This window comes from Streptomyces sp. MNU89 (assembly GCF_020982505.1).
GTDB lineage: Bacteria > Actinomycetota > Actinomycetes > Streptomycetales > Streptomycetaceae > Streptomyces > Streptomyces xinghaiensis.
The window spans coordinates 1,801,696-1,824,391 of the sequence record NZ_JAJKLL010000001.1 but is presented as its reverse complement, the minus strand read 5'-3'; the positions used below and the strand labels follow the sequence as shown (position 1 = coordinate 1,824,391).

General features: G+C 71.7%; 21 protein-coding genes and 1 pseudogene. 13 read left to right on the top strand and 9 right to left on the bottom strand.

Annotated features, from left to right (window positions below):
• Positions 1–22 precede the first annotated feature (22 nt).
• Both E4N63_RS07780 and E4N63_RS07775 read left to right on the top strand, forming a co-directional pair.
• Positions 23–310: pseudogene (locus tag E4N63_RS07780) on the top strand (SDR family oxidoreductase); the annotation flags it as partial.
• Between the two features lie 892 nt (positions 311–1,202).
• Entirely contained in the window at positions 1,203–2,333 is a 1,131-nt protein-coding gene (locus tag E4N63_RS07775) for a non-reducing end alpha-L-arabinofuranosidase family hydrolase (protein WP_308188664.1), read from the top strand.
• 25 nt (positions 2,334–2,358) lie between these two features.
• On the opposite strand, the gene E4N63_RS07770 is transcribed toward E4N63_RS07775, so the two are convergent.
• Positions 2,359–2,697 (bottom strand): hypothetical protein, encoded by a 339-nt coding sequence (locus E4N63_RS07770; protein WP_125621658.1) that lies wholly within the window; start codon positions 2,695–2,697, stop codon positions 2,359–2,361.
• Positions 2,698–2,869: 172 nt separating this feature from the next.
• Entirely contained in the window at positions 2,870–3,283 is a 414-nt protein-coding gene (locus tag E4N63_RS07765) for a nuclear transport factor 2 family protein (RefSeq protein WP_125621660.1), read from the bottom strand.
• Positions 3,284–3,565: 282 nt separating this feature from the next.
• Between E4N63_RS07765 and E4N63_RS31010 the strand changes: the two genes are divergently transcribed.
• The 3 genes from E4N63_RS31010 to E4N63_RS07745 all read left to right on the top strand — a co-directional run bounded on the left by E4N63_RS31010 (position 3,566) and on the right by E4N63_RS07745 (position 6,699).
• Entirely contained in the window at positions 3,566–5,098 is a 1,533-nt protein-coding gene (locus E4N63_RS31010; protein ID WP_308188663.1) for an HD domain-containing phosphohydrolase, read from the top strand.
• A 107-nt stretch (positions 5,099–5,205) separates the two neighbouring features.
• Positions 5,206–6,063 (top strand): helix-turn-helix transcriptional regulator, encoded by an 858-nt coding sequence (locus tag E4N63_RS07750; protein ID WP_125621664.1) that lies wholly within the window; start codon positions 5,206–5,208, stop codon positions 6,061–6,063.
• 210 nt (positions 6,064–6,273) lie between these two features.
• Positions 6,274–6,699 carry an OsmC family protein gene (locus E4N63_RS07745; RefSeq protein WP_125621666.1) on the top strand — a complete coding sequence of 142 codons (426 nt, stop codon included), beginning with the start codon at positions 6,274–6,276 and terminating at the stop codon, positions 6,697–6,699.
• A gap of 110 nt (positions 6,700–6,809) precedes the next feature.
• Here the strand turns inward: E4N63_RS07745 and E4N63_RS07740 are convergent, their stop codons facing one another.
• Positions 6,810–7,655, bottom strand: a complete 846-nt coding sequence (locus E4N63_RS07740) for a helix-turn-helix domain-containing protein (RefSeq protein WP_230240305.1) — start codon at positions 7,653–7,655, stop codon at positions 6,810–6,812.
• Between the two features lie 103 nt (positions 7,656–7,758).
• On the opposite strand from E4N63_RS07740, the gene E4N63_RS07735 reads away from it, so the two are divergent.
• Entirely contained in the window at positions 7,759–8,469 is a 711-nt protein-coding gene (locus tag E4N63_RS07735) for an SDR family NAD(P)-dependent oxidoreductase (protein WP_230240304.1), read from the top strand.
• A 130-nt stretch (positions 8,470–8,599) separates the two neighbouring features.
• Here E4N63_RS07735 and E4N63_RS07730 read toward each other — a convergent pair whose 3' ends face one another.
• Complete coding sequence (locus E4N63_RS07730) at positions 8,600–9,355, bottom strand: Atu4866 domain-containing protein (RefSeq protein WP_230240303.1); 756 nt, start codon at positions 9,353–9,355, stop codon at positions 8,600–8,602.
• 344 nt (positions 9,356–9,699) lie between these two features.
• Between E4N63_RS07730 and E4N63_RS07725 the strand changes: the two genes are divergently transcribed.
• On the top strand, positions 9,700–9,990 hold the full coding sequence (locus E4N63_RS07725) for an Atu4866 domain-containing protein (protein ID WP_230240302.1): 291 nt from the start codon (positions 9,700–9,702) through the stop codon (positions 9,988–9,990).
• A 284-nt stretch (positions 9,991–10,274) separates the two neighbouring features.
• Here E4N63_RS07725 and E4N63_RS07720 read toward each other — a convergent pair whose 3' ends face one another.
• Entirely contained in the window at positions 10,275–11,393 is a 1,119-nt protein-coding gene (locus tag E4N63_RS07720; protein ID WP_125621675.1) for a hypothetical protein, read from the bottom strand.
• Positions 11,394–11,626: 233 nt separating this feature from the next.
• Between E4N63_RS07720 and E4N63_RS07715 the strand changes: the two genes are divergently transcribed.
• Together E4N63_RS07715 and E4N63_RS07710 are read left to right on the top strand one after the other, a co-directional pair.
• On the top strand, positions 11,627–11,845 hold the full coding sequence (locus E4N63_RS07715) for a hypothetical protein (RefSeq protein WP_125621677.1): 219 nt from the start codon (positions 11,627–11,629) through the stop codon (positions 11,843–11,845).
• A 43-nt stretch (positions 11,846–11,888) separates the two neighbouring features.
• Positions 11,889–12,947 carry a vWA domain-containing protein gene (locus E4N63_RS07710; RefSeq protein ID WP_125621679.1) on the top strand — a complete coding sequence of 353 codons (1,059 nt, stop codon included), beginning with the start codon at positions 11,889–11,891 and terminating at the stop codon, positions 12,945–12,947.
• Between the two features lie 88 nt (positions 12,948–13,035).
• On the opposite strand, the gene E4N63_RS07705 is transcribed toward E4N63_RS07710, so the two are convergent.
• The 3 genes from E4N63_RS07705 to E4N63_RS07695 form a co-directional block, all read right to left on the bottom strand.
• Positions 13,036–14,289 (bottom strand): hypothetical protein, encoded by a 1,254-nt coding sequence (locus E4N63_RS07705; RefSeq protein ID WP_230240301.1) that lies wholly within the window; start codon positions 14,287–14,289, stop codon positions 13,036–13,038.
• A 191-nt stretch (positions 14,290–14,480) separates the two neighbouring features.
• Positions 14,481–15,176 carry an ABC transporter ATP-binding protein gene (locus tag E4N63_RS07700; protein ID WP_230240300.1) on the bottom strand — a complete coding sequence of 232 codons (696 nt, stop codon included), beginning with the start codon at positions 15,174–15,176 and terminating at the stop codon, positions 14,481–14,483.
• Positions 15,173–16,261 (bottom strand): ABC transporter permease, encoded by a 1,089-nt coding sequence (locus E4N63_RS07695; RefSeq protein WP_125621684.1) that lies wholly within the window; start codon positions 16,259–16,261, stop codon positions 15,173–15,175. Before E4N63_RS07695 ends, E4N63_RS07700 begins: the two co-directional genes overlap by 4 nt.
• A gap of 172 nt (positions 16,262–16,433) precedes the next feature.
• On the opposite strand from E4N63_RS07695, the gene E4N63_RS07690 reads away from it, so the two are divergent.
• On the top strand, positions 16,434–17,654 hold the full coding sequence (locus tag E4N63_RS07690) for a sensor histidine kinase (protein ID WP_230240299.1): 1,221 nt from the start codon (positions 16,434–16,436) through the stop codon (positions 17,652–17,654).
• Positions 17,651–18,289: a response regulator transcription factor gene (locus E4N63_RS07685; RefSeq protein ID WP_125621688.1), complete on the top strand. Its 639-nt coding sequence runs from the start codon at positions 17,651–17,653 to the stop codon at positions 18,287–18,289. The genes E4N63_RS07690 and E4N63_RS07685 overlap by 4 nt, the downstream gene beginning before the upstream one ends.
• A gap of 313 nt (positions 18,290–18,602) precedes the next feature.
• Here the strand turns inward: E4N63_RS07685 and E4N63_RS07680 are convergent, their stop codons facing one another.
• Positions 18,603–19,841, bottom strand: coding sequence for a PP2C family protein-serine/threonine phosphatase (locus tag E4N63_RS07680; protein ID WP_125621765.1), 1,239 nt, complete (start codon positions 19,839–19,841; stop codon positions 18,603–18,605).
• 324 nt (positions 19,842–20,165) lie between these two features.
• On the opposite strand from E4N63_RS07680, the gene E4N63_RS07675 reads away from it, so the two are divergent.
• Both E4N63_RS07675 and E4N63_RS07670 read left to right on the top strand, forming a co-directional pair.
• Positions 20,166–20,828 (top strand): GPP34 family phosphoprotein, encoded by a 663-nt coding sequence (locus E4N63_RS07675; protein ID WP_230240298.1) that lies wholly within the window; start codon positions 20,166–20,168, stop codon positions 20,826–20,828.
• 449 nt (positions 20,829–21,277) lie between these two features.
• Positions 21,278–22,426 (top strand): SGNH/GDSL hydrolase family protein, encoded by a 1,149-nt coding sequence (locus tag E4N63_RS07670; RefSeq protein WP_230240297.1) that lies wholly within the window; start codon positions 21,278–21,280, stop codon positions 22,424–22,426.
• Positions 22,427–22,696 lie beyond the last annotated feature (270 nt).

Genomic DNA, 22,696 nt, shown 5'->3' with positions numbered 1-22,696 from the left:
GGGACCTGATGAGCGGACCAGCAGGCACGGCCGCGTCGATGTCCTGGTCAACAACGCCGGTGTGATGCCACTGTCCAAGCTGGAGGCACTCCGGCTCAACGAGTGGAACCGCATGATCGACGTGAACATCCGCGGCGTGCTGCACGGCATCGCTGCCGCACTGCCGGTCATGCAGGCCCAGCATCACGGTCAGTTCATCAACGTCGCCTCCATCGGCGCTCACCAGGTCTCCCCGACCGCGGCCGTCTACAGCGCCACCAAGCACGCCGTATGGGCCATCTCGGAGGGTCTGCGGCTGGAGGTCGGAGGTGGACCCTGTCACCACCAGGGACTTCTGGGTGAAGCGGACGCCGATGCCCGCAGGCGCAGGTACGCCGGGGGCGCATCGCCGGGGCGAGCTCGGCGAACGGGCTGCCGTCCGCGATCCCGGCTGGGCGAGTGGAGCTGCCGGCCGCGCCATCGCCATCGGAGTTCGCGGCTGACGTACGCCTGACCAGGCCGAGACATTGCTCTGTCCGTGACGCTCATCTGACGCTCCGGGCTTTCGGCACCGGCCGGGTGCCGGCACCCGGCCGCGAGACAGATCGCTCCACTCCGGCGCCAAGGGGTGGTACCGCCCGGCCATGTGACGGTGTGACGTGCGTCGTTCCGCGGAGGGGACCCGCGCAGCGTTCCGGCGTCGGCAGCGACGCCTGTGAGAGGTATTGACGTCGTTGAACGGTTCCCTATGATTCAGATTGGTCGATACTTCGACCCTTGTTCGTTATGTCGAACAAGAGAGCCGCTCCATCGCACAGCAGCGCATCTCCGGGCCGCACCCCCCTCGAACGTCGAGCCGCAAGGAGCCTGCCGCATGGGTATGTCATGTCATGGCCTGATCAGCCTTCCCGTCGTCGCGTGCCGGCGACCGCCACCGACTTCGTCACCGGCGCGGTCCTCCCGCTGAGGGGCGTCTCTCCCACCGCAGCCGCTCCCGCCCAGGGGTCGGCCCGCGTCACCGCCGGAAGTACGCGAACCCGGCGATCAGGGAGGGCTTCGCGGACATCGATGTCCTCCGTGCCGGAATCACCTGCTGCGCCTCGGCCTCGATCCCCCCGCTCGCCGGGCGCGCCCACCCCGGGCGCCCGTGCGGCCCGAAGGTGCCGGGCGCCACCTGTCTTTCCGGAGGTCGCGAAAGGCCGGGAAGTCACAGGCGGTCTGCCGTGGTGTCCGCGGACCGCTGCACACCGCACTGCACCGACAGTCCGGACGCCTCTCGCGAGGTCAACCGGAACCAACCGCCCAAAGATGAGGAACCCCCCATGCTCCGCAGAGGAAGTTTCAGCCGCAGGCATCCGTCTGTGGCACCGGCCGCCGTGGTTGCGGCCTTGTTCGCGTTGGCGGCGACGCTCGTCGCGCCCCCGGCTCAGGCGACTGCCGGCGGCGCCACGTGCGCTCTCCCGTCGACGTACCGGTGGACGTCGACGGGCGCACTGGCGCAGCCGGCGCACGGATGGACCTCGCTGAAGGACTTCACCGCCGTGAAGCACAACGGCAAGTACCTGGTCTACGGGACGAACTACTCGGGATCGTCGTACGGCTCGATGGCGTTCAGCCCCTTCACGAACTGGTCGGACATGGCGTGGGCCGGCCAGAACGGGATGAACCAGTCCACGGTGGCTCCCACGCTGTTCTACTTCGCGCCCAAGAACATCTGGGTGCTGGCGTACCAGTGGGGTCAGTGGCCCTTCATCTACCGCACGTCGAGCGACCCCACCAATCCCAACGGCTGGTCCTCTCCGCAGCCGCTGTTCACCGGGAGCATCTCCGGCTCCGACACCGGCCCGATCGACCAGACCCTGATCGCCGACGACCAGAACATGTACCTGTTCTTCGCCGGTGACAACGGCAAGATCTACCGGGCGAGCATGCCGATCGGGAACTTCCCGGGCAACTTCGGTTCGTCGTACACGACGATCATGAGCGACACGAAGGCCAACCTGTTCGAGGGCGTACAGGTCTACCGGGTTCAGGGACAGAACCAGTACCTCATGATCGTCGAGGCGATGGGCGCGAACGGGCGCTACTTCCGCTCCTTCACGTCCAACAGCCTGAACGGCTCGTGGACCCCGCAGGCCGCCAGTGAGAGCAACCCCTTCGCGGGCAGGGCCAACAGCGGTGCCAACTGGACCAACGACATCAGCCACGGTGACCTGGTCCGCAGCAACCCCGACCAGACCATGACCGTCGACGCCTGCAACCTGCAGTTCCTCTACCAGGGCAAGGACCCCAACGCGGGCGGCGACTACAACCGGCTGCCGTGGCGGCCGGGTGTCCTCACCCTGCAGCGCTGACCTTCCCGGACCTGCTGACCGGCGCTCACCGCCTTCGAGGGACCTCAGCCGCGCGGCGGCTGGGGTCCCTCTCACCCTGCCGATCGGCGCGTGAGCCCCGGTAGGACCTGACTCCCCGCCAGGTCACCACGGCGAGCGCGGCGAACAGGACGTTCATGCTGCACGTGAAGGTCCACTCGGCCAGTGAGCCGCCCGCGCCCGCGGCCGATTCCAGTGCGGAGAACAACCCCGTGCCCACCGGATGGAAGACGACGCACAGGAGCAGGAACACCCAGAACGGCAGCTTCTGCAGCGGGTTGGACCACGCGACGACGGCAAGGGCCAGAGCGGCCACCAGAGCGGTGAGGACATCGATTCGATCCATGGGACGATCCTTTCGCCCCGGGGACGATGCGGCGTCGGCCACCGGGAGGAACGTCGTCTGGGCCGCAGGACAGAGAACACCGGTACGGTGCGCGGAACCGGTCCCGGCCCTCCCCGGGCCCAAGGAGCCCTGGTCCCCGCGGAGGTCGGGCTCGGCTGCCGGGGGAGCCGGTTCACATCGCGGCGACCATGGTGTGGGTGTCGAGGACGGTCTCGAAGTGCACGGGGACGCCGTCCCGCAGGCGCCACAGGTGCACGAAACGAGTCCGCATCGGCTTTCCGGTCGCCAGGTTCGTGCCGCTGTAGTGGCCGAGCGCGATGACCCGGTCCCCGGCTTCCACGATCTCCGCGGGGGAGACGGTGAAGTCCCGCCACTCGGTGACGAAACGGGAGAACACGTTCTCCAGCACCTCCTCCCGCCCCCGGTATGTGCCTCCGTAGTGCAGACCCGGCGGAACGACCCATTCGATCCGCTCGTCGAGTCCCGCGAGCAGCGCGCTGACGTCACCCCGGGCGAGCGCGTCGTACAGCGCGTTCACCACCGTGCTTCCTGCGGAGGTGTGTTGGTCGTGCTGGTGCGTGGTCATGGGGGACCTCCGTGCGATGTCGGTGTGCGGCTCGGGGCGCCGGCCGGCCCGCCGCCGGGCGCGGAACGCGGTTCCGGGCGCGGCGGCCGGGCTCGTGCCCCGCCTCCGCAGATCCTTCTCGTGCACCGGCCGGCGGACATCGGCTGATCGACCTATACCGCCCGGCCGCCTGCTGCCGGCCCGGTCGCTCCGCTCGCATCGCGGCTGCCGGAGCGCGCCCTGTGCGCCGGGCCCGGCGCGGGCAGGTCCGGGGCGCCCGGGCGGGACGGTTACGCTTCTGCGGTGGAAAAGGTTCGGTTGGCCGAAGTGCTGGCGGCGCTGTCCCTGACAACCGACTTGGCCGCGGGCATGACCTTCGAGAAGGGGCTGCGCACCTGCGTCGTCGCCACCGTGTTCGCCCGCGACGTCCTCGCAGGCGACCGGGAGACCTGCCGGGTGGTCTACGAGACGGCACTGCTGCGCTCGGTCGGCTGCACGTCGTTCGCTCCCGAACTCGCGGCGATCTTCGGTGACGAGGTGGCGTTCCAGAGCGCGCTGAAGCACCTCGATCCGGGCGACGAGGTGCCGCTGACCGAGCAGTTGCTCCGGCTCGGCGACTGGACGCGTGAGCAGGCCCAGCAGTTGACGGACACGCTGATCCAGGTGCTGCCCACGGCCGGGGTGGAGGCCATGCGCAACGGCTGCGAGGCCGGCCGGGCGCTCGGTTCGGGCCTCGGCGTGCTGCCGCGGACCCTCGCGGCGTTGGACGACGTGTACGAGCGGTGGGACGGACAGGGCATTCCCCTCGGAGCGGCCGGTGAGCACCTCTCCCTCGCCGCCCGGGTCGTCCACGTGGCCGAACAGGGGGTCCTGGGCCATGCGCAGGGCGGCGAGCCGGCCGCCGTCTCACGGGTGGTCCGGCGCGCCGGCGGCCATCTCGATCCCGCACTGGCGCGTGCGTTCGCGGCCGACGCCGCGAAGGTGCTCGCTCCGCTGCGTGAACCCGACGCCGTCGCCTCCGCGGTGGCCGCCGAACCCCCGCCGTACGTCACCGTGTCCGCCGAGGAGGTCGCCGGCCTGTGCGCGGTGCTCGGCCGGTTCGTGGACCTCAAGGGCACGTGGCTGGTCGGGCACAGCGAGCACGTCGCGCGGCTGGCGGAGAGCGCCGGCCGGCTGGGAGGGCTCGCCGCCGACGAGGTGACCCGGTTGCGCTGCGCGGCGCTCCTGCACGACCTGGGGCGGGCCGGGATCTCCGCCGACGTGTGGGACCGGCCCGGGCCGTTGAGCACCGCCGACATGGAGCGGGTGAGGATGCACACGTACTGGACCGAGCGGGTGCTGGAGCGCGTGCCCGCGCTCGCTGCGCTGGCACCGGTCGCCGCCGCGCACCACGAGCGTCTCGACGGCAGTGGCTACCACCGCGGTGACGCCGGGACCCGTGTCTCTCCCGCGGCCCGCATTCTCGCCGCCGCCGACGTGTTCGCCGCGCTGACCGAGCCGCGGGCGCACCGGGAAGCCTTCACCGCCGACGAAGCCGCCCGGCACCTGACGCGGGAGGCGGACTCCGGCGCCCTGGACCGCGCCGCCTGCGACCTCGTGCTGCGGGCGGCGGGCGGACGGCCGTCCCCGCACCGCCGTCCGGCCGGGCTCACGGCTCGGGAGATCGAGGTACTGCGGCTGGCCGCCCGCGGGCTGACCAACCGCCAGATAGGTGCGGAGCTGTCCATTTCGAGCCGCACCGTGGGCCATCACCTCGGGCACATCTACGACAAGACCGGGCGGCGGACCCGGGCCGGGGTGGCCGTCTTCGCGATGGAGCAGCAGCTCCTGCCCTGACCGCCGGTTGCGACACGGCCGAGGACCGCGTCGTCACCCGCCGTGGCCGCCGTCCTGGGGGTACTGGGACCAGGCTCCCGGCCGCGCCGGAGCCTAACCTGAGCGGTATGACCACCTCGAAACTGGGCGAATACCTGCGGAGCCGGCGCGCACAGGTGACGCCGCCCGACGTCGGTCTTCCCCAGGACGGACGGCGGCGCGTCCCCGGCCTGCGCCGTGAGGAAGTCGCGATGCTGGCCCGTATCAGCGTCGACTACTACCTGCGACTGGAGCAGGGCCGTGAGCGGCACCCGTCGCCGCAGGTCCTGGACGCCCTGGGCGACGCGCTGCTGCTGGACGACGACGGCCGGCTGCACCTGTACCGGATCGCGGGCATGACCCCGCTCCCGCGCCACCAGGGCGGCATCGAGCGAGCGGACCCCCAGCTGCTGGCGCTGGCCGACCTGTGGGACCGCACACCGGCCCTGCTCCTGGGCCGCGCGTACGACGTCCTGGCCGCGAACACGCTGGGGCGGGCCGTCTTCCCCCATCTCCCGCCCGGCGCGAACGTGCTGCTCACGATGTTCCTTGACCCGTCGGTCCGCTCGTTCCACGCGCACTGGGAGAAAGCGGCGGCCAACGCGGTCGCGGGATTCCGCTTCCTGGAGGGCGCCCGGCCGAACGACCCGCGGATCCACGAGGTCCTGCGGACGGCCTCGGAGAGCAGCCGCGAGTTCGCCGACCTCTGGCAGAGGCGCGACGCACGGGGCAAGAGCGACGCCGCGAAGGTCCTGCTGCATCCCGAGGTCGGCGAGCTCACTCTGCGCATGCAGACCTTCGACGTGCGCTCCGCGCCGGGGCAGCAGCTGATCGTCTACCACGCACAGGAGGGCACCCGGACCGCGGAGGCGCTCCGTCTGCTCGGCTCGCTGGCGGCGACCGGCCACCCCGCACACCGGGACGACGCGCCGAAGCGGGCCACCTGAGGGTCCGCTCCCGGCCGCCGGTATAGGCCGATCAGCCGATGTCCGCCGGCCTGATCCCCGGGAGAATCCGCGGAGGCGGAGCACGGGCCCGGCCGCCGGGCCGCGCACGGACCGGGTGGAACGACCGGTCGCACGGGCCGCAGCCGGACCACCGGGCTCCCCACCGCTTCACTTCACCCACCGCAAGAGAACACGAGAAAAGGACCCATCGTGGCAACCAAGCGCTCAGCACACACGGCCTGGGAAGGCGACCTGCTCCACGGCAAGGGCGTCGTCACCTTCGACTCCTCCGGCATCGGCGAGCAGCCGGTGTCGTGGCCGTCGCGCGCCGAGCAGGCCAACGGAAGGACCAGCCCGGAAGAGCTGATAGCCGCCGCCCACTCCAGTTGCTTCTCCATGGCGCTGTCGCACGGCCTCGGAGAGGCGGGCACCCCGCCCACCCGGCTCGTCACCTCCGCCGACGTGACGTTCCAGCCCGGCGAGGGCATCACGGGCATCCACCTCACCGTCGAGGGCACCGTTCCCGGCATCGACAACGAGGCGTTCGTCGCCGCGGCGCAGGACGCCAAGGCCAACTGCCCGGTGAGCAAGGCCCTGTCGGGCACGACGATCACACTCTCGGCCGAACTCGTCTGACCGGACGGAGGCCTCCCGGGGGTACCGCGCGCGGCGGAAGCGCGCGGTACCCCCGCTTCGTCGTGAGTGTCGTGAGTATCGCCGGACTCCCGCGCGGACCGCGGAGCGTGTCAGCCGAGAACCACCCGGGTCCCGAGGGTGTTCAGCAGGGCGAACTGGTCGGCCGCGGCGGTGCCCGCGGGCGGGGAGCAGACGGCGATGCGCAGGTCGGCGCCGGGGACGGTGAGGGTGTCGCAGTCGACGGTGACCGGCCCGAGGTCGGGGTGGTGCACGGTCTTGCTGTCGGTGGTGTGGAAGCCGACCGTGTGGGAGTGCCAGAGGTCGTCGAAGCGGGTGCCGGCGGCGCGCAGGTCCTTGATCAGTGCCGTGAGCCGGGCGTCCTTGGGGTAGCGGGCGGCGGAGGAGCGCAGGTCGGAGACGAGGGCGGTCTCGAAGCGGTCCTCCTGAGCGGGGGTGTGGGTCACGCGGGTGGGCTGGTGGGTGAAGTGCCGCCAGGCGATGTTGCGGTCCCTGCCGCGCCAGGGGGAGGGGTCGCCCATGAGGGCGGCCCACAGGGGGTTCCAGGAGATGAGGTTCCAGGCGGCGTCGTGGACGCTGAGCGGGCTGCCGTAGAGCTGGTCGAGGAGGCGCTGGACGCTGGGCGGCAGGTGCGGGGAGATCTGGCCGGTGGTGGGCGGGGCCTGGCCGGCCAGCAGGTAGAGGTGGTCGCGTTCGGTCTCGTTCAGGCGCAGGGCGCGGGCGAGGGAGGCCAGCACCTGCGGGGAGGGGGCGGTGGCCCGGCCCCGCTCCAGGCGGACGACGTAGTCCACGGAGAGACCGGCGAGCTGGGCGAGCTCCTCGCGGCGCAGCCCGGGCGCCCGGCGCACCCCGCCGAGGGGGAGCCCCAGGTCTTCGGGGCTGGTGTGGTCGCGCCAGTGGCGCAGGGCCCGGCCGAGGGCCGCGGGATCGTCGTTCACCCCTCCATTGTCCGCCGTTCCTGAACGAACAGCCTGGTACTGGCGGACCCCCCGCTGAGGAGGGCTCTCCCTGTCCCGCCGGGTCGCCCGCAGGCTGAACCGCATGACAACCATCACCGTGATCACCGGGGCCAACAAGGGCCTCGGATACGAAACCGCCCGCCGCCTCGTCGAGGCGGGTCACACCGTCTACGCCGGAGCCCGCGACGCCCACCGCGGCGAGCAGGCGGCCAAGGCCCTCGGGGCCCGCCCGCTGCTGATCGACATCACCGACGACGCCTCCGTCGCCGCGGCCGCCGACCAGGTGCGCGCCGAGTCGGGCCGGGTGGATGTCCTGGTCAACAATGCGGGCATTGCCGGGCCGGCCGCCCCGGCCGACGAGCTGACCGCCACCGACCTGCGGCAGGTGTTCGACACCAACGTCTTCGGCGCGGTGCGCACCACCCGCGCCTTCCTGCCCCTGCTCCAGCAGGCGGCCCGGCCCGCGATCGTGAACGTCTCCAGCGCACTGGGCTCCCTGACGATCAACGCCGACCCGGCCGCCCACGCCGAACTGCTCCCCGCGTGGGCGCCGCTGCTGGCCTACAACTCCTCCAAGGCCGCACTGAACATGCTGACCGCCGTCTACGCGCAGTCGTTCCCGCAGGTCCGCGCGGTCTCGGTCGACCCCGGGTTCACCGCGACCGACCTCAACGGCCACCAGGGCACCCAGAGCGTCGAGGAGGGCGCCGCGGCGATCGTCGCCGCCATCAGGGCCGTGCCCGGCACACCGAGCCCCGCCTTCGTCGGCGCCAACGGCCCCGTGCCCTGGTAGCCGCACCGCGTTCCGGAACAGCCGGCCTCCGCCCGTCCGCCGCGACTGAGCGCGCCGCTGCTCCCCTGGGTGCGGCACGCTCAGTCGCGGAGGGCGGCCCCGGCACACGCTTCCGGGGCCGCGCGGGGAATCAGCCCCGGTGCATGATGTAGCCGACGTGGTGCAGTTCGTCACCGCGGAAGTACCCCACGGCCCAGAAGCCGAGGTCGTCCAGGTAGTCGATCCGGTCGCCGTCGATCCAGTACCGGCCCTGGTAGGCGTGCGGCCGGCCGCCGCGGGTCTCGTCGTAGCGGCCGTCGGCGGTGAGTTCCTGGTGCAGGAAGTCGTCCTGGTCGATCCAGACGCCGACCCGCGGGCTGCCGGTCAGGTCCGGTGAGGCCGGGATGCCCAGTTCGGGGGCGGTGGCCCGGCCGGGGGCGTCGCTGCCGGCCCACAGCACGGGCCGGCCGGCCGCGATCAGGGCGCGGACCTGCTCCGGCCGGGACGTGAGCGTGGCCAGGGCGCCCGGCACATCGGCGGCCAGCTCGTCGGGCACCACCACCAGGTCGCTGGTGTTGCCCGGGGTCAGCGTCGCGACGTGCTCCGAGCGCCGGCCCCGGCCGCCGGCCAGCGCCACGGTGTCCACGACGGCGGGGACGATGGTCATACCGGTGGAGTCGACGACGATGGCGTTGTCGTCCTCCGCCGCGGTGAACAGGGACGGGCCGACCGCGACGATCAGGGAGCCGACGAACAGGATGTCGGCACCGGTCATGGTCCCGATCAGCGGGTCCATCGTCAGGATGCGGGCGCCTGTGAACAGGACGGGACGCCCTGTGTCGTCCGAGAGGATCTCGTCGAGGGCCTTGGAGTTCCAGCCCGCGATGTCCGTGTCGGTGATGGTCATCTTGCTTGCTCCTCGGGCGGGTTCGGATCTGTGGGTGCGGTGTGTGTGTGGTGCGCCCAGGGCGCTGCTACGAGCCGGGCTCGGCGGTGGTGGTGCCGGGCGGCTTCCGCCTCCTCAGCTTCGGTGCGCTCCGCCACCGGAACCAGGCCGCTCTGTCACCGGGTCCACCGCACCCACGGAGCACCGCCCGGTGCGGTGGTGATCGGGAAGCGGCCCAGGACAACCGCTCGGGGACGGGAGGGCGGCCACGGCCCCGCGGAGGGTGGGTGCGCGGCACCCGGGAAGCGCTCACCCGGGGGGACGGCGGCCTGGCAGCGTCGCGCCGCAGGGCCGAGGGTGGACCCATGACCAGCAACGACACGCCCCGCGATCCGCACCCGTACGTCGGGATGTGGGTGACCGCGGACGGCTACATCCGCCAGGAACTGCTGCCGAACGGCCGTTACGACGAGGCCCGCGGCAACCGCCGGAGCGCCTACACCGGCCGCTACACCGTCACCGGCAGCCACCTCGACTACGTCGACGACACCGGCTTCACCGCCACCGGCGACGTCCGCGACGGCGTCCTCTTCCACGAGCACCTCGTGCTCTACCGCGAGAACGACCCGCGCGCCCGGAAGGGGACCCGGCCGTGATCAGGATCCAGCGGGGGGAGACCTGAGCCGCCGGCACAGGGCCAACTCTCCGCGGACACGGCGGTTGTGCCTCCGGCGACGTCTATGGAGGACCGTGCGGTGCTGCTGGTCCCGCGCCGTGGGGCCAGCATGGACCGGGACGCGCTGTCGCCGGAGCGCTGGCGCATTCTCGCGCCGGCTGGGGCGGACCCACGATGCGCTCTCCGAATGGAGTCTCGAGACCGCCGTCAGGCCGCAATCAGCGCGCTGGACTCTCCTCTCGCGGGAGGTGGCGCACGACGGCGTCAGACGCGCCGGCAGCGATCTCGAAGCTCGGAGATGACGGCCTTCTCGCGCGCGTTGACGGCACCGTCCACGGTGGCCACCCGGTCGGCCGCGTCGAGGAGGTCGCTCAGATCCCCCGGCTCGGCGTCCAGACGCTGCCACACCTCGGCGGGGTCGATGTCCACGAGGTGGGCGAGTTGTTCATCGACCACCTGATGCCGGTCCCGGACCAGCCTCACCAGGTGCCGCATCAACAGCGACTCATCGTCGGCGATCTTGCGGTCCGCCCTGATGACGAGCCATGCGACCCACAGCATCAACTGCGGGTGCCTGCTGCGCTTGCTCAGACCCTCGGCGAGTTCGATCACCCGCGCCTCGTTCCGGAACACGGCTTGCGCGTGCCGCCCCGCGAGCAGCGTCGTATAGCGGTTCAGCACAACCGCCAGGGGAACGCCGACCACGGGAATGCCGATCTTGATGACGTTGCGCTGCAGGAGGTATTTCCCGACGAACGGGAGCCCCTTCGCGGTGCTCAGTACCGCTTTGGAGTAGTAGCGCTTGATCACCGGCCGTACCACGGCCGGAACCGCCTTGACCACGCCTTTCTGGACCGCTTCCCCGCTTTTGATCGTGAAGGCCACGCGTATGAGCTTCCACATGTCCTCGGGGTCGGACAGGTCGAGCGGCACCCGGTAGAGGACGGCGATGTCGTAGGCCAGGCGGAGCTGGAGCCGGGTGGTGAACGCGACATCCACCATCATGGTCGTGACGGCGGCCGGGACAGTCGCCGGCGAGGCACCGCCAAGGCTCCCGATGGTGGCGGCGACGGCCGCCGTGTAGGCCCCGGCGGAGAGCCCGCCTTCGAGCGCGGCGTACCGAGCAGCCATCTTGATCCGCTGATCGACGATGGCATCCGCGGGTACCCCCTCGTACCGCTCCTGGAAGTACTGCCAGTCGACCTTGTCGGTGTAGGAACGCAGGGCCTCAGCGCTGAGCTTGGTGAACCAGCCGCCCGACTTGATGTCGTCCGCACTCAGCCCTTTGATGAACTTCCGTAGCTCTGCCCGCTCCTGCTCGACAACCCTCCGGTCGGCCTCGTCGTCGCCGGCGTCTTCAGCGTCGATCGGAGCTTCGATCATGGCAAGTCCCCCCAGGTGGTTCAGCGTCCCGCTGGGTTGCCTGGTGTGGATGAACCCGCTGACGTCTCGACACGGTGACTCAGTCAACAGCGAAGCTGTCGTGGATCTCACGTGAGGGGCAACCCTAGCGCGATATCAGGCGGTTGGTGCCCTCACGTCGACATCCGTTCCGACCGCCTTCACCGCGGCGGACCGCCTCACACGGCCTGGCGATCCCATGTTGGTTCGGAGCGTTGCAGCCCGAGCCCTGCATCCGGAAAGTCTTCGGCAGCCGCCTGCCACCGCTGACCGACGGGCAGCTCGACGATCAGGGCGTGGCTCGTCCGGAGCGGCAGCGCCTGCTCACGGGGAGAACGAACACCGAGTTCGGGTTCATCATCGAGCCGAACCCTATGAACGCCACCGACTTGGCCTGGTTCAAGAGCAGCGTCGATGTCAGTGCCCGCTCATAGAGTTCAGGCACTACTCGGGGAGCAGCGGAGGGGGAGCGGAAGCGTGTCCGCCAACAAGATCCAGCACAAGGTGAACCACGTCGCGCTGGTCGTGGACTGTTCGGGGTCCATGTATCAGCACCAGAGCCAGCTCATCCGCGTGGTCGACGAGTTCGTGGCGGGCCTGAAGGCCGAGTCGGACAGCCTCGGTCACGAGACGCGGATCAGCCTCTACTCCTTCGACCACCGGGTGGAGAACCTGGTCTGGGACATGGATGTGAAGCATCTGCCGTCCATGCGGGGTCTGTACAAGGTCAACAACGGTGCCACGGCTCTCATCGAGGCGTCGCTGAAGTCGCTGGACGACCTCGGTCACATCTGGGAGGAGTACGGCGAGCACAGCTTCCTGCAGATCGTGGTGACGGACGGCGAGGAGAACGCCTCCGGCGGCGACCGGCGGCACGACGGTGACATGGCCATCCTGGGCCCCTGGCTCGACAGGATCACGGCGAAGATGGGTTCGCTTCCCGGCCACTGGACGTCCGCGATCCTCGTCCCGAACTCCCTGGCGAAGCGCACCGCCCAGAACTACGGCTTCCCGGCCGGCAACATCGCCATCTGGGACGCGGATTCCCACGAGGGCGTCGAGGAGGCGATCGGCACCGTGCGCGCCGCCGCCACCAGTTTCCTCCGGGGCCGTGAGCAGGGCGTGCGCGGTACGAAGAACCTGTTCGCCGTCGGCCAGGACATATCGGTGGACGAGGTGCGGGCCACCCTCGAACCGATCCCGGCCGACCGGTACCGGCTCCTGAAGGTCGACAAGGAGATGGAGATCCGGCCCTTCGTCGACTCGCATCCGGGCGTGAGGTACGAACGCGGTGCGTGTTACTACCAGTTGGGGGCCAGAGCACTGGTGCAGCCCAACAAGGAAGTCGTCGTGGTCGAGAAGGACACCGATCGCGCCTACACGGGCGACGCGGCACGCAGCCTGCTGTTCGGGTCGGGTATCCAGGGGACCGTCTCCGTGAAGGCGGGGAACAACCCCAAGCTGGAGGTGTATGTGCAGAGCCGTTCGGTGAACAGGAAGCTCAAGCCGCAGACTCGTCTGCTCATCATGCTCTGAATTCCGGGACTGGGGTGCCGTTGGTCCGCCGCCCGGTGGACCGCCCCGTCGTAGGACGACGGGGCGGCACCGGTCGGTGGGCGTGGTGTCACCAGTTCTTGTGCCGGACCTCGCCGAGGTCGCAGAAGGTGCAGTCGGGGCTCAGGAAGTCCTCCGTGCGCCGGAACTCCTCGTCGGCCAGGCGCCAGCGCAGCCAGGCGCTGATGATGTGCCGGCCGTTGCGGGTGGCATAGACGTGGTCGGTGCCGTCGAGGACGTTGAACCACACCGGCACATCGGTGTTGGTGTAGTCGCGTTCCATGTTGGCGGTGGCGAAGTCCTCGTCACCGCCGATGTACAGGGCCGGGTTCCGGAGGTTGTCCGGGCCGTCGCCGTCGAAGGAGCCGCCGGCCACATGGATGGTGGTCTCCAGCCGCGGCTCGTCGGCCACGTCGAACGTCCCGATCGAGCCGCGGGAATGGCCGCCGAAGGCCACCTCGGAGGTGTCGAGGTCCTGGTACAGCGGGCTGCCCGGGTCGGTGTTCCGTTCCTCCAGCCAGTCGAGAGCGTCGACCATGTAGGCGCCGCTGCTGGAGGAGACCTCGCTGTAGACGACGAAGCCGTGCGAGGCCCAGAGGCGCAGCATGTCCTCGTAGTCGGCGGGAGCGGATCCCGCCCCCGGGCCCCAGACGAGGATCGGGTGGTCCACACCGTCCCGGCCCGCGTCCGCCGGGTACACCAGCCACCCGTCGTCGCCGGGGCCGGCGCCGCTGTCGACGGTCACGGCGTACGGCCCGGGCTCGGTGACGTCGTCCACCGGGGGCAGTGATCCGGGCGGCGGGTCGGTCGGGTCCCCGCCGCCCGCGGCCTCGACCAGCACGTCGTCGACGGTCAGCGTCTCCAGGGGGCTGTCGGCGTCCAGGGAGAAGCGCAGCCGCAGGTAGCGGCCGTCGGCCGAGGCCGGGAGGCGGAACGCCGCCGCACCCGTGGCGGTACGCGCCGATTCCAGTGCGGTGAACGAGCCGCCGTCGACCGAGTAGGCCGCGGTGAACGACTCCCCGGGGTCCAGCCCGTAGGCCGCCCGGGTGTAGGAGACCGTCACGCCGCTGTATCCGGCCAGGTCGATGGGCGCGGACGTGATGGCCGGGTCGGTGAACAGCGATCCGCTCAACCGCGCGCCGTAGGTGCCGACCCGGACGGAACCGGAGGCGGTGAAGGTGCCGAGCCCGTCGGAGAAGTCCTCGCTGTGGACCGGAGTGGCGGCGGACGCGGGGTTCGCGGGAGAAGCGCCGGCGGCACCCGCGGTCAGGATGCTGAGGGTCAGTGCGCCGAGGGCTCGCAGGCGCCCGCGGATGCGCGACATGTCTGGTTCCCTTCTGCCTGCGTCGACGGTCCCCGCCGACGCGCCGTTGTGTCGGTTGCGCGAGTTGTGCCTGCCGCCGATCGCTGGGGACTGTTCCGGAATCGGCCTGCGCCGATTCAAGTGGGAGTCACGGGAGGGGACATCAGTGAAACCACCGGTCCCGCCGCGGCGGGCGGGTCGCGGCGGCCGGGTCAGGAGGGCGGCGGGCCGAGGCCGGCGGGGAGGTGCAGGCGTCCGTCGTGGACTTCGGCGATCTGGTCGACGGCGGTGAGGTGGGTGCGGTCGTGGGTGACCAGGATCGTGGCGGTGGCCTGCTGGTGGGTGAGGCGGGTGATGAGGTCGAGGACGGCGGCGCCGCGTTCATGGTCGAGGGCGCTGGTGGGTTCGTCGACGAGGAGGACGGTGGGGTCGTTCATCAGGGCGCGGGCGATGTTGACGCGCTGGCGCTGGCCGCCGGAGAGCTGGTGGGGGCGGCGGCCGGCCTGGTCGGCGAGGCCGACGGCGTCGAGGAGTTCCATCGCGCGTGTGCGGGCGGTGCGGGGTTTGCGGCCGTCGATCTGAGCCATGACCTGAAGTTGCTCGGCGGCGGTGAGGGAGGGCAGCAGGTTGGGCTGCTGGAAGACGATGCCGATCTTGTGGCGGCGCAGTTCGGTCAGTTCGCCGCGGGTGAGGCCGGTGGTGCTCCGGCCGTCGATGGTGACGGTGCCGGTGTCGGGGGTGATCAGAGTGGCGGCGACCGCGAGGAGGCTGGACTTGCCGGAGCCGGAGGGGCCCACCACGGCGGTCAGACTGCCCTGGGGGACCTCCAGGCTGACCCGGTCGAGAGCGGTCAGGCGGGTGCCGCCGTCGGGATAGGTGAGGGTGATGCCGGTCAGGGTCAGGCTCATCGGGCGCTCCCCAGGGCGGTCAGCGGGTCGACGGAGGTGATACGACGGATGGACAGGGCGGCGCCGAGCGCGCCGAGGAGGACGATCACGACGGCCGGGATCAGGACGGTGGCGGGGGTGAGGAGGAACGGCACGGCAGAGCCGGACACGAGTGCGCCGAGGGCGGCGGCGATGCCGGTGCCGATCAGGGTGCCGCCGACGAGCAGGACGACTGCCTGGCCGAGGGCGTCCTTGAGCAGATTGGCAGTGGAAGCGCCCAGGGCCTTGAGGACGGCGACGTCACCGCTGCGCTGGATGGTCCAGACGGTGAAGAAGGCGCCGATGACGAGGGCGGAGATGGCGAACAGGAAGCCGCGCATCAGCTGCAGGGAGCCGTTCTCGGAGGTGTAGGAGCCGATCGCGGACAGCGAGTCGTCGGTGGAGACCGTCTTGGTGCCGGCCTGGCGGTCGGTGGCGGCCGTGTCGGCTCCGGAGGTGGTGCTCAGGGCGATGACGGTCCCGGTCGGGCCGTCGTCGTTGCCGGTGGGCGGCGCGGTCTTCTGCCAGGTGGCCAGACTGGTCCAGATCACCGGGGTGTGGCTGAAGTGGGCGTCGCCTGCGACGGCGGCCACCGTCAGACGCCGGCCTGCCAGAATAAGGGAATCGCCGGCCTTGACACCGAGATCGTCGGCAGCCGCGGTGGACAGCACCACCGCGCTGCCCGTGATCTTGTCGCTGTCCGGGGCGAGGCGGGAACCGGGCTCGACGCCGAAGGCCGAAACCCCGGTGCTCCTGTCTCCCGCGGTGGCCTTGGTCGTGGTGATCCCCAGCGGCTCGGCGCTTTCGACACCGGGCGCCTCGGACCACTTCCGCCACTGCTGCTCGGTGACAGTGGAGTCGGCGTACGACAGATCCTGACCACCACGTGGCGCCTGGAAGGCGATCTTGTCGGCGGGCAGGGACGTGATCGCGGAGATGTTCTGCCGGCCCAGTCCGGCCGTCAGCCCGGACAGCAGCCCGACCAGCAGGGTGATCAGTACGATGACGGTCCCCATCAGGGCGAAGCGCCCCTTGGCGAACCTCAGGTCTCTCCAGGCGACAAACACGGCCTTGGCCTGTCCTTTCCGGCGGTGGAAGCGGTATGACTCCACCGTCGCCGCCGGCCCCCTGTGCGCGCGTCTGGCGCAGGACGACACTTGGCGGGCCGAAAGACGGCACACGGTTTCCAACTTTCGATGGAGCCCCCAGAGCGCCGGCCTCCGTAGCCTGGAACGCACTGTGAACACCACCGCCCCCGCCCTGACCCCGACCACCCGGGCCCTGGCCTGGTGCCTGCACCTTCTGGTCGTCGGTCTGCTCGCCCTGGCCGCCGGCCGGGCCGCAACCGACGACAGGCCCCACGCCGGGTGGATCGTCGCCGTGGCCGTAGCGTGTGGCCTGGTCTATGCGGCTGGCCCGGCGCTCCCTCGGCTGAGCCGCTCGCGGCGGGCCGCCGCGCTGTGGCTGGTCGCCGTGGGCGCCTGCTGGCTGGTGCTCCTTGCCCTGTCCGCCGACGGGGTGTGGGTGGCGTTCCCGCTGTACTTTCTCCAGCTCCACCTGCTGCCCCGCCGTGCCGGCGTGGCCGCCGTGGCCGCCACCGCGGTGGTGGCCATCGCAGGCTTCGCCGTGCACCAGGACTCCTTCAGCGCCGCGATGGCGGTAGGACCGGCCCTCGGCGCCGCCGTCGCGGTGGCCGTGGTGTGGGGGTACCAGGCCCTGTACCGGGAGAGCGAACACCGCCGACGGTTGATCGAGGAACTCACCGCCACCCGCGCTGATCTGGCCGCCGCCCAGCACACCGCCGGCGTGCTCGCCGAACGCGACCGCCTGGCCCGCGAGATCCACGACACCCTCGCCCAGGGCCTCTCCAGCATCCAGCTGCTGCTGCGCGCCGCCGAACGCGCACTGCCCCAGGCCCCACAGAACGCGGCCCGCTACGTCGACCAGGCACGGCAGGCCGCCGTCGACAACCTCGCCGAGGCCCGCCGCTTCGTCGCCGCCCTCACCCCTCCCACGCTGGAAGGCACCACCCTGGCCGGCGCCCTGGAACGCCTGTGCACCACCACCTCCGCCCGGCACCGGCTCACCGCACGCTTCCGCCTCGCCGGCGACCCCGCCCCGCTCACCACCGCGCACGAGGTCGCGCTGCTGCGCATCGCCCAGTCCGCCCTGTCCAACACCGTCCGCCACGCCGAGGCCACCACCGCCGAAGTCACTCTCAGCTACCCCGGTGACCACGTCGCCCTCGACGTCGTCGACGACGGACGCGGCTTCGACCCCACCCTCCTGCCCGCCGCCGACCCTGAGGCCGGCGGGTTCGGGCTGGCCGCCATGCGCGCCCGCGCCCAGGCCCTCGGCGGCACCCTGACCATCGAATCCGCCCCAGGCCACGGCACCGCCCTGGCCGTCCAGCTGCCCTTCACCCCGCCAGCCGACACCGAGCCCGAGGCCCGCCCGTGACCGACGACACGCCCATCCGCCTGCTCTTGGCCGACGACCATCCTGTTGTACGGGCCGGACTGCGCGCCGTGCTGGAAACCGAGCCCGGCCTCGTCGTCATGGCCGAAGCCGCCACCGCCGAGGACGCTGTAACCCGCGCCGCCGAAGGCGACATCGACGTCGTCCTGATGGACCTGCAGTTCGGCAAGGGCATGGGCGGCGCCGAGGCCACCGCCCGGATCACCGCCCGCCCGGGAGCCCCCCGCGTGCTGATCGTCACCACCTACGACTCCGACGCCGACACCCTGCCCGCCATCGAAGCCGGCGCCACCGGCTATCTCCTCAAAGACGCCCCGCCCGAGGACCTGGCCGCCGCCGTACGCACCGCAGCCGCCGGACGCACCACACTCGCGCCCACCGTCGCCGACCGGCTGATGAACCGGCTCCGCACCCCGGGCACCACCCTGACCCGGCGGGAAACCGAAGTCCTCGCCCTCGTCGCCGACGGCCTGTCCAACCAGGCCATCGGCGCACGCCTCCACCTGACCGAAGGCACCGTCAAGTCCCACCTGGCGCGGGTCTACGCCAAGCTCGACGTCGACTCCCGCACCGCCGCCGTCGCCACCGCCACCGACCTGGGCCTCATCCGCCGCTGACCCAAACACGTGCGCTCATGATCACGGCTGGCCGGCCCCATCCTGCCGCCCGAGTTCCTCGGTGCTTCGACGCACAGCCCGGCCTCCTCGTCGTGCCCGACCCCGAACACCCCGGGACGGTCCGGGCCCTCGGTGCGGTGCCGAACGGACTGCGCGCCGCCGTCGGCCCGCTCGTCGCGCCCGACGAGGGGGCCCGCTCACTGCGGTGGGCTCTGGACGCCCTGGCGCTCTCCCGGCGCGGTGTCCTGCCCGGCACCGGGGTGGTGCGGTGCACCGACCACCTGGCGCGCACCGGCGCACCGGGGCCCGCGGGTCACTGCCCGGGAGCAGTCCGCCCCCTCCGTGACGCTGCGGAGGCACCCGCGAGGTCGGCGCCGGTGTCGGCGTCCCGCCGGGAGTGGCCGACGCCGTGCCAGTCCAGGCACATGACGGTCGCGTCGTCCTGGAGGTGGCCGTTGTTGGCCTCGACGATCGCCGCGATGAGAGTGCGGGCGGCCTCGCGGGGATGCAGCGCGCGGGTGCGCAGGATCAGGTCCGACAGATCGAGGCTGCTGGCGTTGCGCTCCAGCATGCCGTCGGTCAGCATCACGAGCCGGTCGCCCGGCAGCAGGTCCAGCGACTGGACCCGGTAGGTGTGCGGGACGGGGAAACCGAACGGCATGTCGATCTCCGGGGCGATCTCCCGCACCTGTCCGTTCCGCAGCCGCAGCGGCCAGGGGTGCCCGGCGTTGATGAACTCGGTCTTCCCGTCGATCAGGCTGATGCGCAGGAGCTGGCCCGTGACGTAACCCTGGCGGCCGTGCTCACGCATGGCCCGGTCGGCGTCGCGGGCCTGATCGGCGAGGCCGGCACCGGCCCGCCGTGCCCGGCGCAGGGCGCCCACCAGGAGTGTTGCCAGCAGCGCGGCGTCGACGTTGTGCCCCATGGCATCGGTGACGGAGAGCTGGACGGTGTCCCGGTCGATCACGTAGTCGAAGGTGTCGCCCCCGACGTGGTCGGCCGGCTCCAGCGCCCCGGCCACCGCGAACTGCGCCGCCTCGCACGCCAGCGACGCCGGGAGCAACCGGTGCTGGATCTCCGCGGCCAGGCTCAGCGGGATGGTACGGCGGCCCCACTGGTACACGTCGGTGAAGGACCGGTTGGCGATGACGATGTACGCCAGGGCGTGCGCGGTCTCGCCGATCTCCCGCATCACCTCCCCGTCCGGCGCCGCGGGAAGGAACAGTTCGAGGAGCCCGATGGCGTCCCCGCGGTTGGTCACCGGGGCGACGACCCTCACCAGCGCGCCGTCGCCCCTGTCCTCCACGCTCGGCCGCTGAGTGCGGATCACGTCCTCGTAGAGAGTGCCCCGGAGGGTGATGCGCCGGGCGGGTTCATCGGTGTCGACGCTGCCCGCGGCCCCCAGCCGGACGACCGAGCCGCCGGTGAAGTCGGTGATGAGGAATGACACCGAGGCGGCCCCGAGGTGTTCCCTGAGCATGCGCGCGACCACGTCGAGCGACTCCACGGGCGCAGCGGTCTCCGCCGCCGCCAGTGTCCCCGCCAAGGTCATCGGCCTGCGCGCGCCACCCCCGTTCCCGGGCGTGGTGGCCGGCTCACCGACCCCGTCGGGCCCGCTTGCGGTCACGGTGACTCCTCGCTGTTCGCTGGTGCTCGGGGACCCGGCCGGGATACGCCGGGGACCGGCGCCGAGCCCAGTGCCGGGCAGATGTCATTGCACCACAGAGCCCCTGAACGGAGGTGCTGGTTCCTGGCCGGCCGTTCGCCGAACGGTCCGGTGCCGCGCGCCGTTCGGCCGTGACGGAAGGGGGAACCCGCTTCACGTCCGCCGGACACTGGGCCGAGGAGTGAGAGGGACGACCCGAGGGAGCCCGGCATGGAAACCACCCTGGGCGAGCAGCTTCTGCTGCTTTCGCTGGACGACGAGTCGGGGGCGGAGCAGGAGTCGGCGAAGGTGGCGTTGGCGGTCTCCGCGGCCACCCTGGTGGAGCCGGCGCTGACCGGCCGGATCGATGTCACCGGTGACAAGGTCACCGTCCTCGACCGGGCACCGCTCGGTGAACCCGCCCTCGACGCCGCGCTCGCCGAGATCGCCGGCCGGGACAGGCCCGGCGGGACCGGGGACTGGATCAACCGCCTCAAGGGCGACGCGGTGGCCGGAGCCCGCAGGGGCCTGCTGGACAAGCGCCTCGTCCGGGAGGAGCGGAAGAAGGTGCCCGGCCTCTTCCCCGTGCGCCGCTACCCGGAGGCGGACGGCTCGGCGGAGGCCGTGGTGCGGCGGCGGCTGGAAGAGGTGGTCCTCGGCGGTGGGGCCCCCGACGACCGCACGGCGAGCCTGGTGGCCCTGTTGCACGGCGCGGGACTGCACCGGCTGGCCTTCCCGGACGCCGACAGGGCCGCGGTCAAGAAGGCCATGGCGGCGGTCGCGCACGGCCGGTGGTCGGCGGAGGCGGTCCGCCGCGTCATCGAGGCGGCGGAGAACGCCCTGACGGTGATCGTCACGACGACCGTGGTGACCACGACGACCATGAACGGCTGACGGCTGACGCCGGCCCGCCCCGCGGCTGTGGACCCGGGTGACGGACTGGGCGCACACCCCCGCCCCCGGCTGTCGCGGCGCTCGGCCTGGTCACCCTGCTGCTCGCCGGCGTGCTGCCGTCCCTGACCGGCCGGACTCCCGCGGGGCTGCCGACCACGCTCCCGAACAGCCCTGACGGTGTGAGCCGTTGGGGCGGTGCCGGACGGACCGCGTCTCGCTGTCTCCCGCCGGTGCCCGGCGCGACGGGGAGCGGAGGCCGTCCGCGGGCGACCGCGCCGGCGGCCGGCTCCGGGGTGCGGCTCGGCGAAGCGCGGGCGGACCCCGGGGCGCCCTCTTGCCGTCTTGACGCCCACCGCGCCGCATCTGATGGTGTGGCGGCGGGGGAGCGCTCCCATGGGCGTTCCCCCGCCCCGGTCATGAGCCGTCCAGGACAGCGAAGGGAACCGCACATGCGCAGGTCTCGTCACCTCTCCCGGCGGACGTTCCTCACGGCCTCGGCCGCGGGCGCCGTCACCACCGTGACTTCTCCGTCCCCGGCGTCCCCGGCGTCCCCGGCCCGCGCCTCGCGGCCGTCCACCGCCCCGGCCACGTACCGGACGGTGGGCCGGGTGAAGGAGGCGGCCGACGGATACGTGCGCTACAGCTGGCCCGGCATCTCCTTCGAGGGCCGTTTTCGCGGCACCGGCGTCGGCGTCGTGCTCGACGACGCCGTCAACGACTACGACGTCCAGATCGACGGAGAAACCGTCACCACCCTGGTGACCCCGGGCCGGACCATCTCGTGGATCAACGGCCTGCCGGACGGCGAACACGGTGTGCGGCTCGTCAAGCGGACGGAGAGCACCTGGGCCGTGGGCCGGTTCGGCGGGTTCACCGCCGTCGGGGGAGGCGGGATGCTGCCCGCCCCCGCGGCGCGGAGCCGGCAGATCGAGTTCATCGGAGACTCCTACACCGCCGGATACGGCAACACCTCGGACACCCGCGACTGTTCCGCCACCGGCGGTGTCGACCGGAACACCAACGCCGACCTCGCCTTCGCCGCCCTCACCGCCAAGGCCCTCGACGCCGATTACCAGCAGAACGCCTTCTCCGGCCGGGGCATGGTGCGCAACTACAACGGCGGCGAGCCCGGCACCGACTACCGCACCTACTACGACCGGGCGTTGCTGCACGTCGCGGGCGACGTGTGGGAGAAGCCGGACACCTGGACCCCGCAGGTCGTCGTCATCGGCCTGGGCATCAACGACTTCTCGACCCCGCTCGGGACGGGTGAGCCCTGGGCCACGCAGGACGATCTCATCGCCGCGTACGAGAGCGCCTACCACGGCTTCCTCGACAAGCTGCGCGCCCGCTACGGCGCCGGGACCCACCTCGTGGTCAGCGCCACCTCCGTGTCCGGCACCACCGCCTTCGCCGACACCGCCGAGCGCATTGTCCGGAACCGCGTCGCGCGGGGCGACGGCGGGGTGGGTTACTGGTACTACGACGACCCGGCCCTGGACCGCCTCGGCTGCGACTGGCACCCGTCCCTCGGTGACCACCGGATCATCTCCGGCCTGCTCGAGCAGTACCTCGCCACGCTGCCGCTGGACTGGTGAGCGGCGCGTTCACGAAGTCCGCGCCGGCGAGCGGGGTTCTCGACCCCGCGGTCGTCCTGCGGCGCGGCAACGCCGTTACGGCCGAACGGTGCCGAGGGGACGGACCGCGCGGTGTCCCGCCGCTGACAGCCGCCGGCCGGCGGTGGCCGGGCTCCCTCCGCGGACACGGTGCGGCGCACCCGTGTCCCGCCAAGTCCTGTAATCGTGCGGGTTCGGCCGGATCGATGCTTGTGCTCGGTGGTGACCCCCCTCTTCAGGGGCTTCTTAGGT

Excerpts from the sequence above, each read along its gene's own strand:
- E4N63_RS07770 (WP_125621658.1), bottom strand. The coding sequence starts at position 2,697 with ATGGATCGAATCGATGTCCTCACCGCTCTGGTGGCCGCTCTGGCCCTT.
- E4N63_RS07765 (WP_125621660.1), bottom strand. The coding sequence starts at position 3,283 with ATGACCACGCACCAGCACGACCAACACACCTCCGCAGGAAGCACGGTG.
- E4N63_RS07750 (WP_125621664.1), top strand. The coding sequence starts at position 5,206 with ATGACCACCTCGAAACTGGGCGAATACCTGCGGAGCCGGCGCGCACAG.
- E4N63_RS07735 (WP_230240304.1), top strand. The coding sequence starts at position 7,759 with ATGACAACCATCACCGTGATCACCGGGGCCAACAAGGGCCTCGGATAC.
- E4N63_RS07730 (WP_230240303.1), bottom strand. The coding sequence starts at position 9,355 with ATGACCATCACCGACACGGACATCGCGGGCTGGAACTCCAAGGCCCTC.
- E4N63_RS07725 (WP_230240302.1), top strand. The coding sequence starts at position 9,700 with ATGACCAGCAACGACACGCCCCGCGATCCGCACCCGTACGTCGGGATG.
- E4N63_RS07720 (WP_125621675.1), bottom strand. The coding sequence starts at position 11,393 with ATGATCGAAGCTCCGATCGACGCTGAAGACGCCGGCGACGACGAGGCC.
- E4N63_RS07705 (WP_230240301.1), bottom strand. The coding sequence starts at position 14,289 with ATGTCGCGCATCCGCGGGCGCCTGCGAGCCCTCGGCGCACTGACCCTC.
- E4N63_RS07700 (WP_230240300.1), bottom strand. The coding sequence starts at position 15,176 with ATGAGCCTGACCCTGACCGGCATCACCCTCACCTATCCCGACGGCGGC.
- E4N63_RS07680 (WP_125621765.1), bottom strand. The coding sequence starts at position 19,841 with ATGACCTTGGCGGGGACACTGGCGGCGGCGGAGACCGCTGCGCCCGTG.
- E4N63_RS07675 (WP_230240298.1), top strand. The coding sequence starts at position 20,166 with ATGGAAACCACCCTGGGCGAGCAGCTTCTGCTGCTTTCGCTGGACGAC.
- E4N63_RS07670 (WP_230240297.1), top strand. The coding sequence starts at position 21,278 with ATGCGCAGGTCTCGTCACCTCTCCCGGCGGACGTTCCTCACGGCCTCG.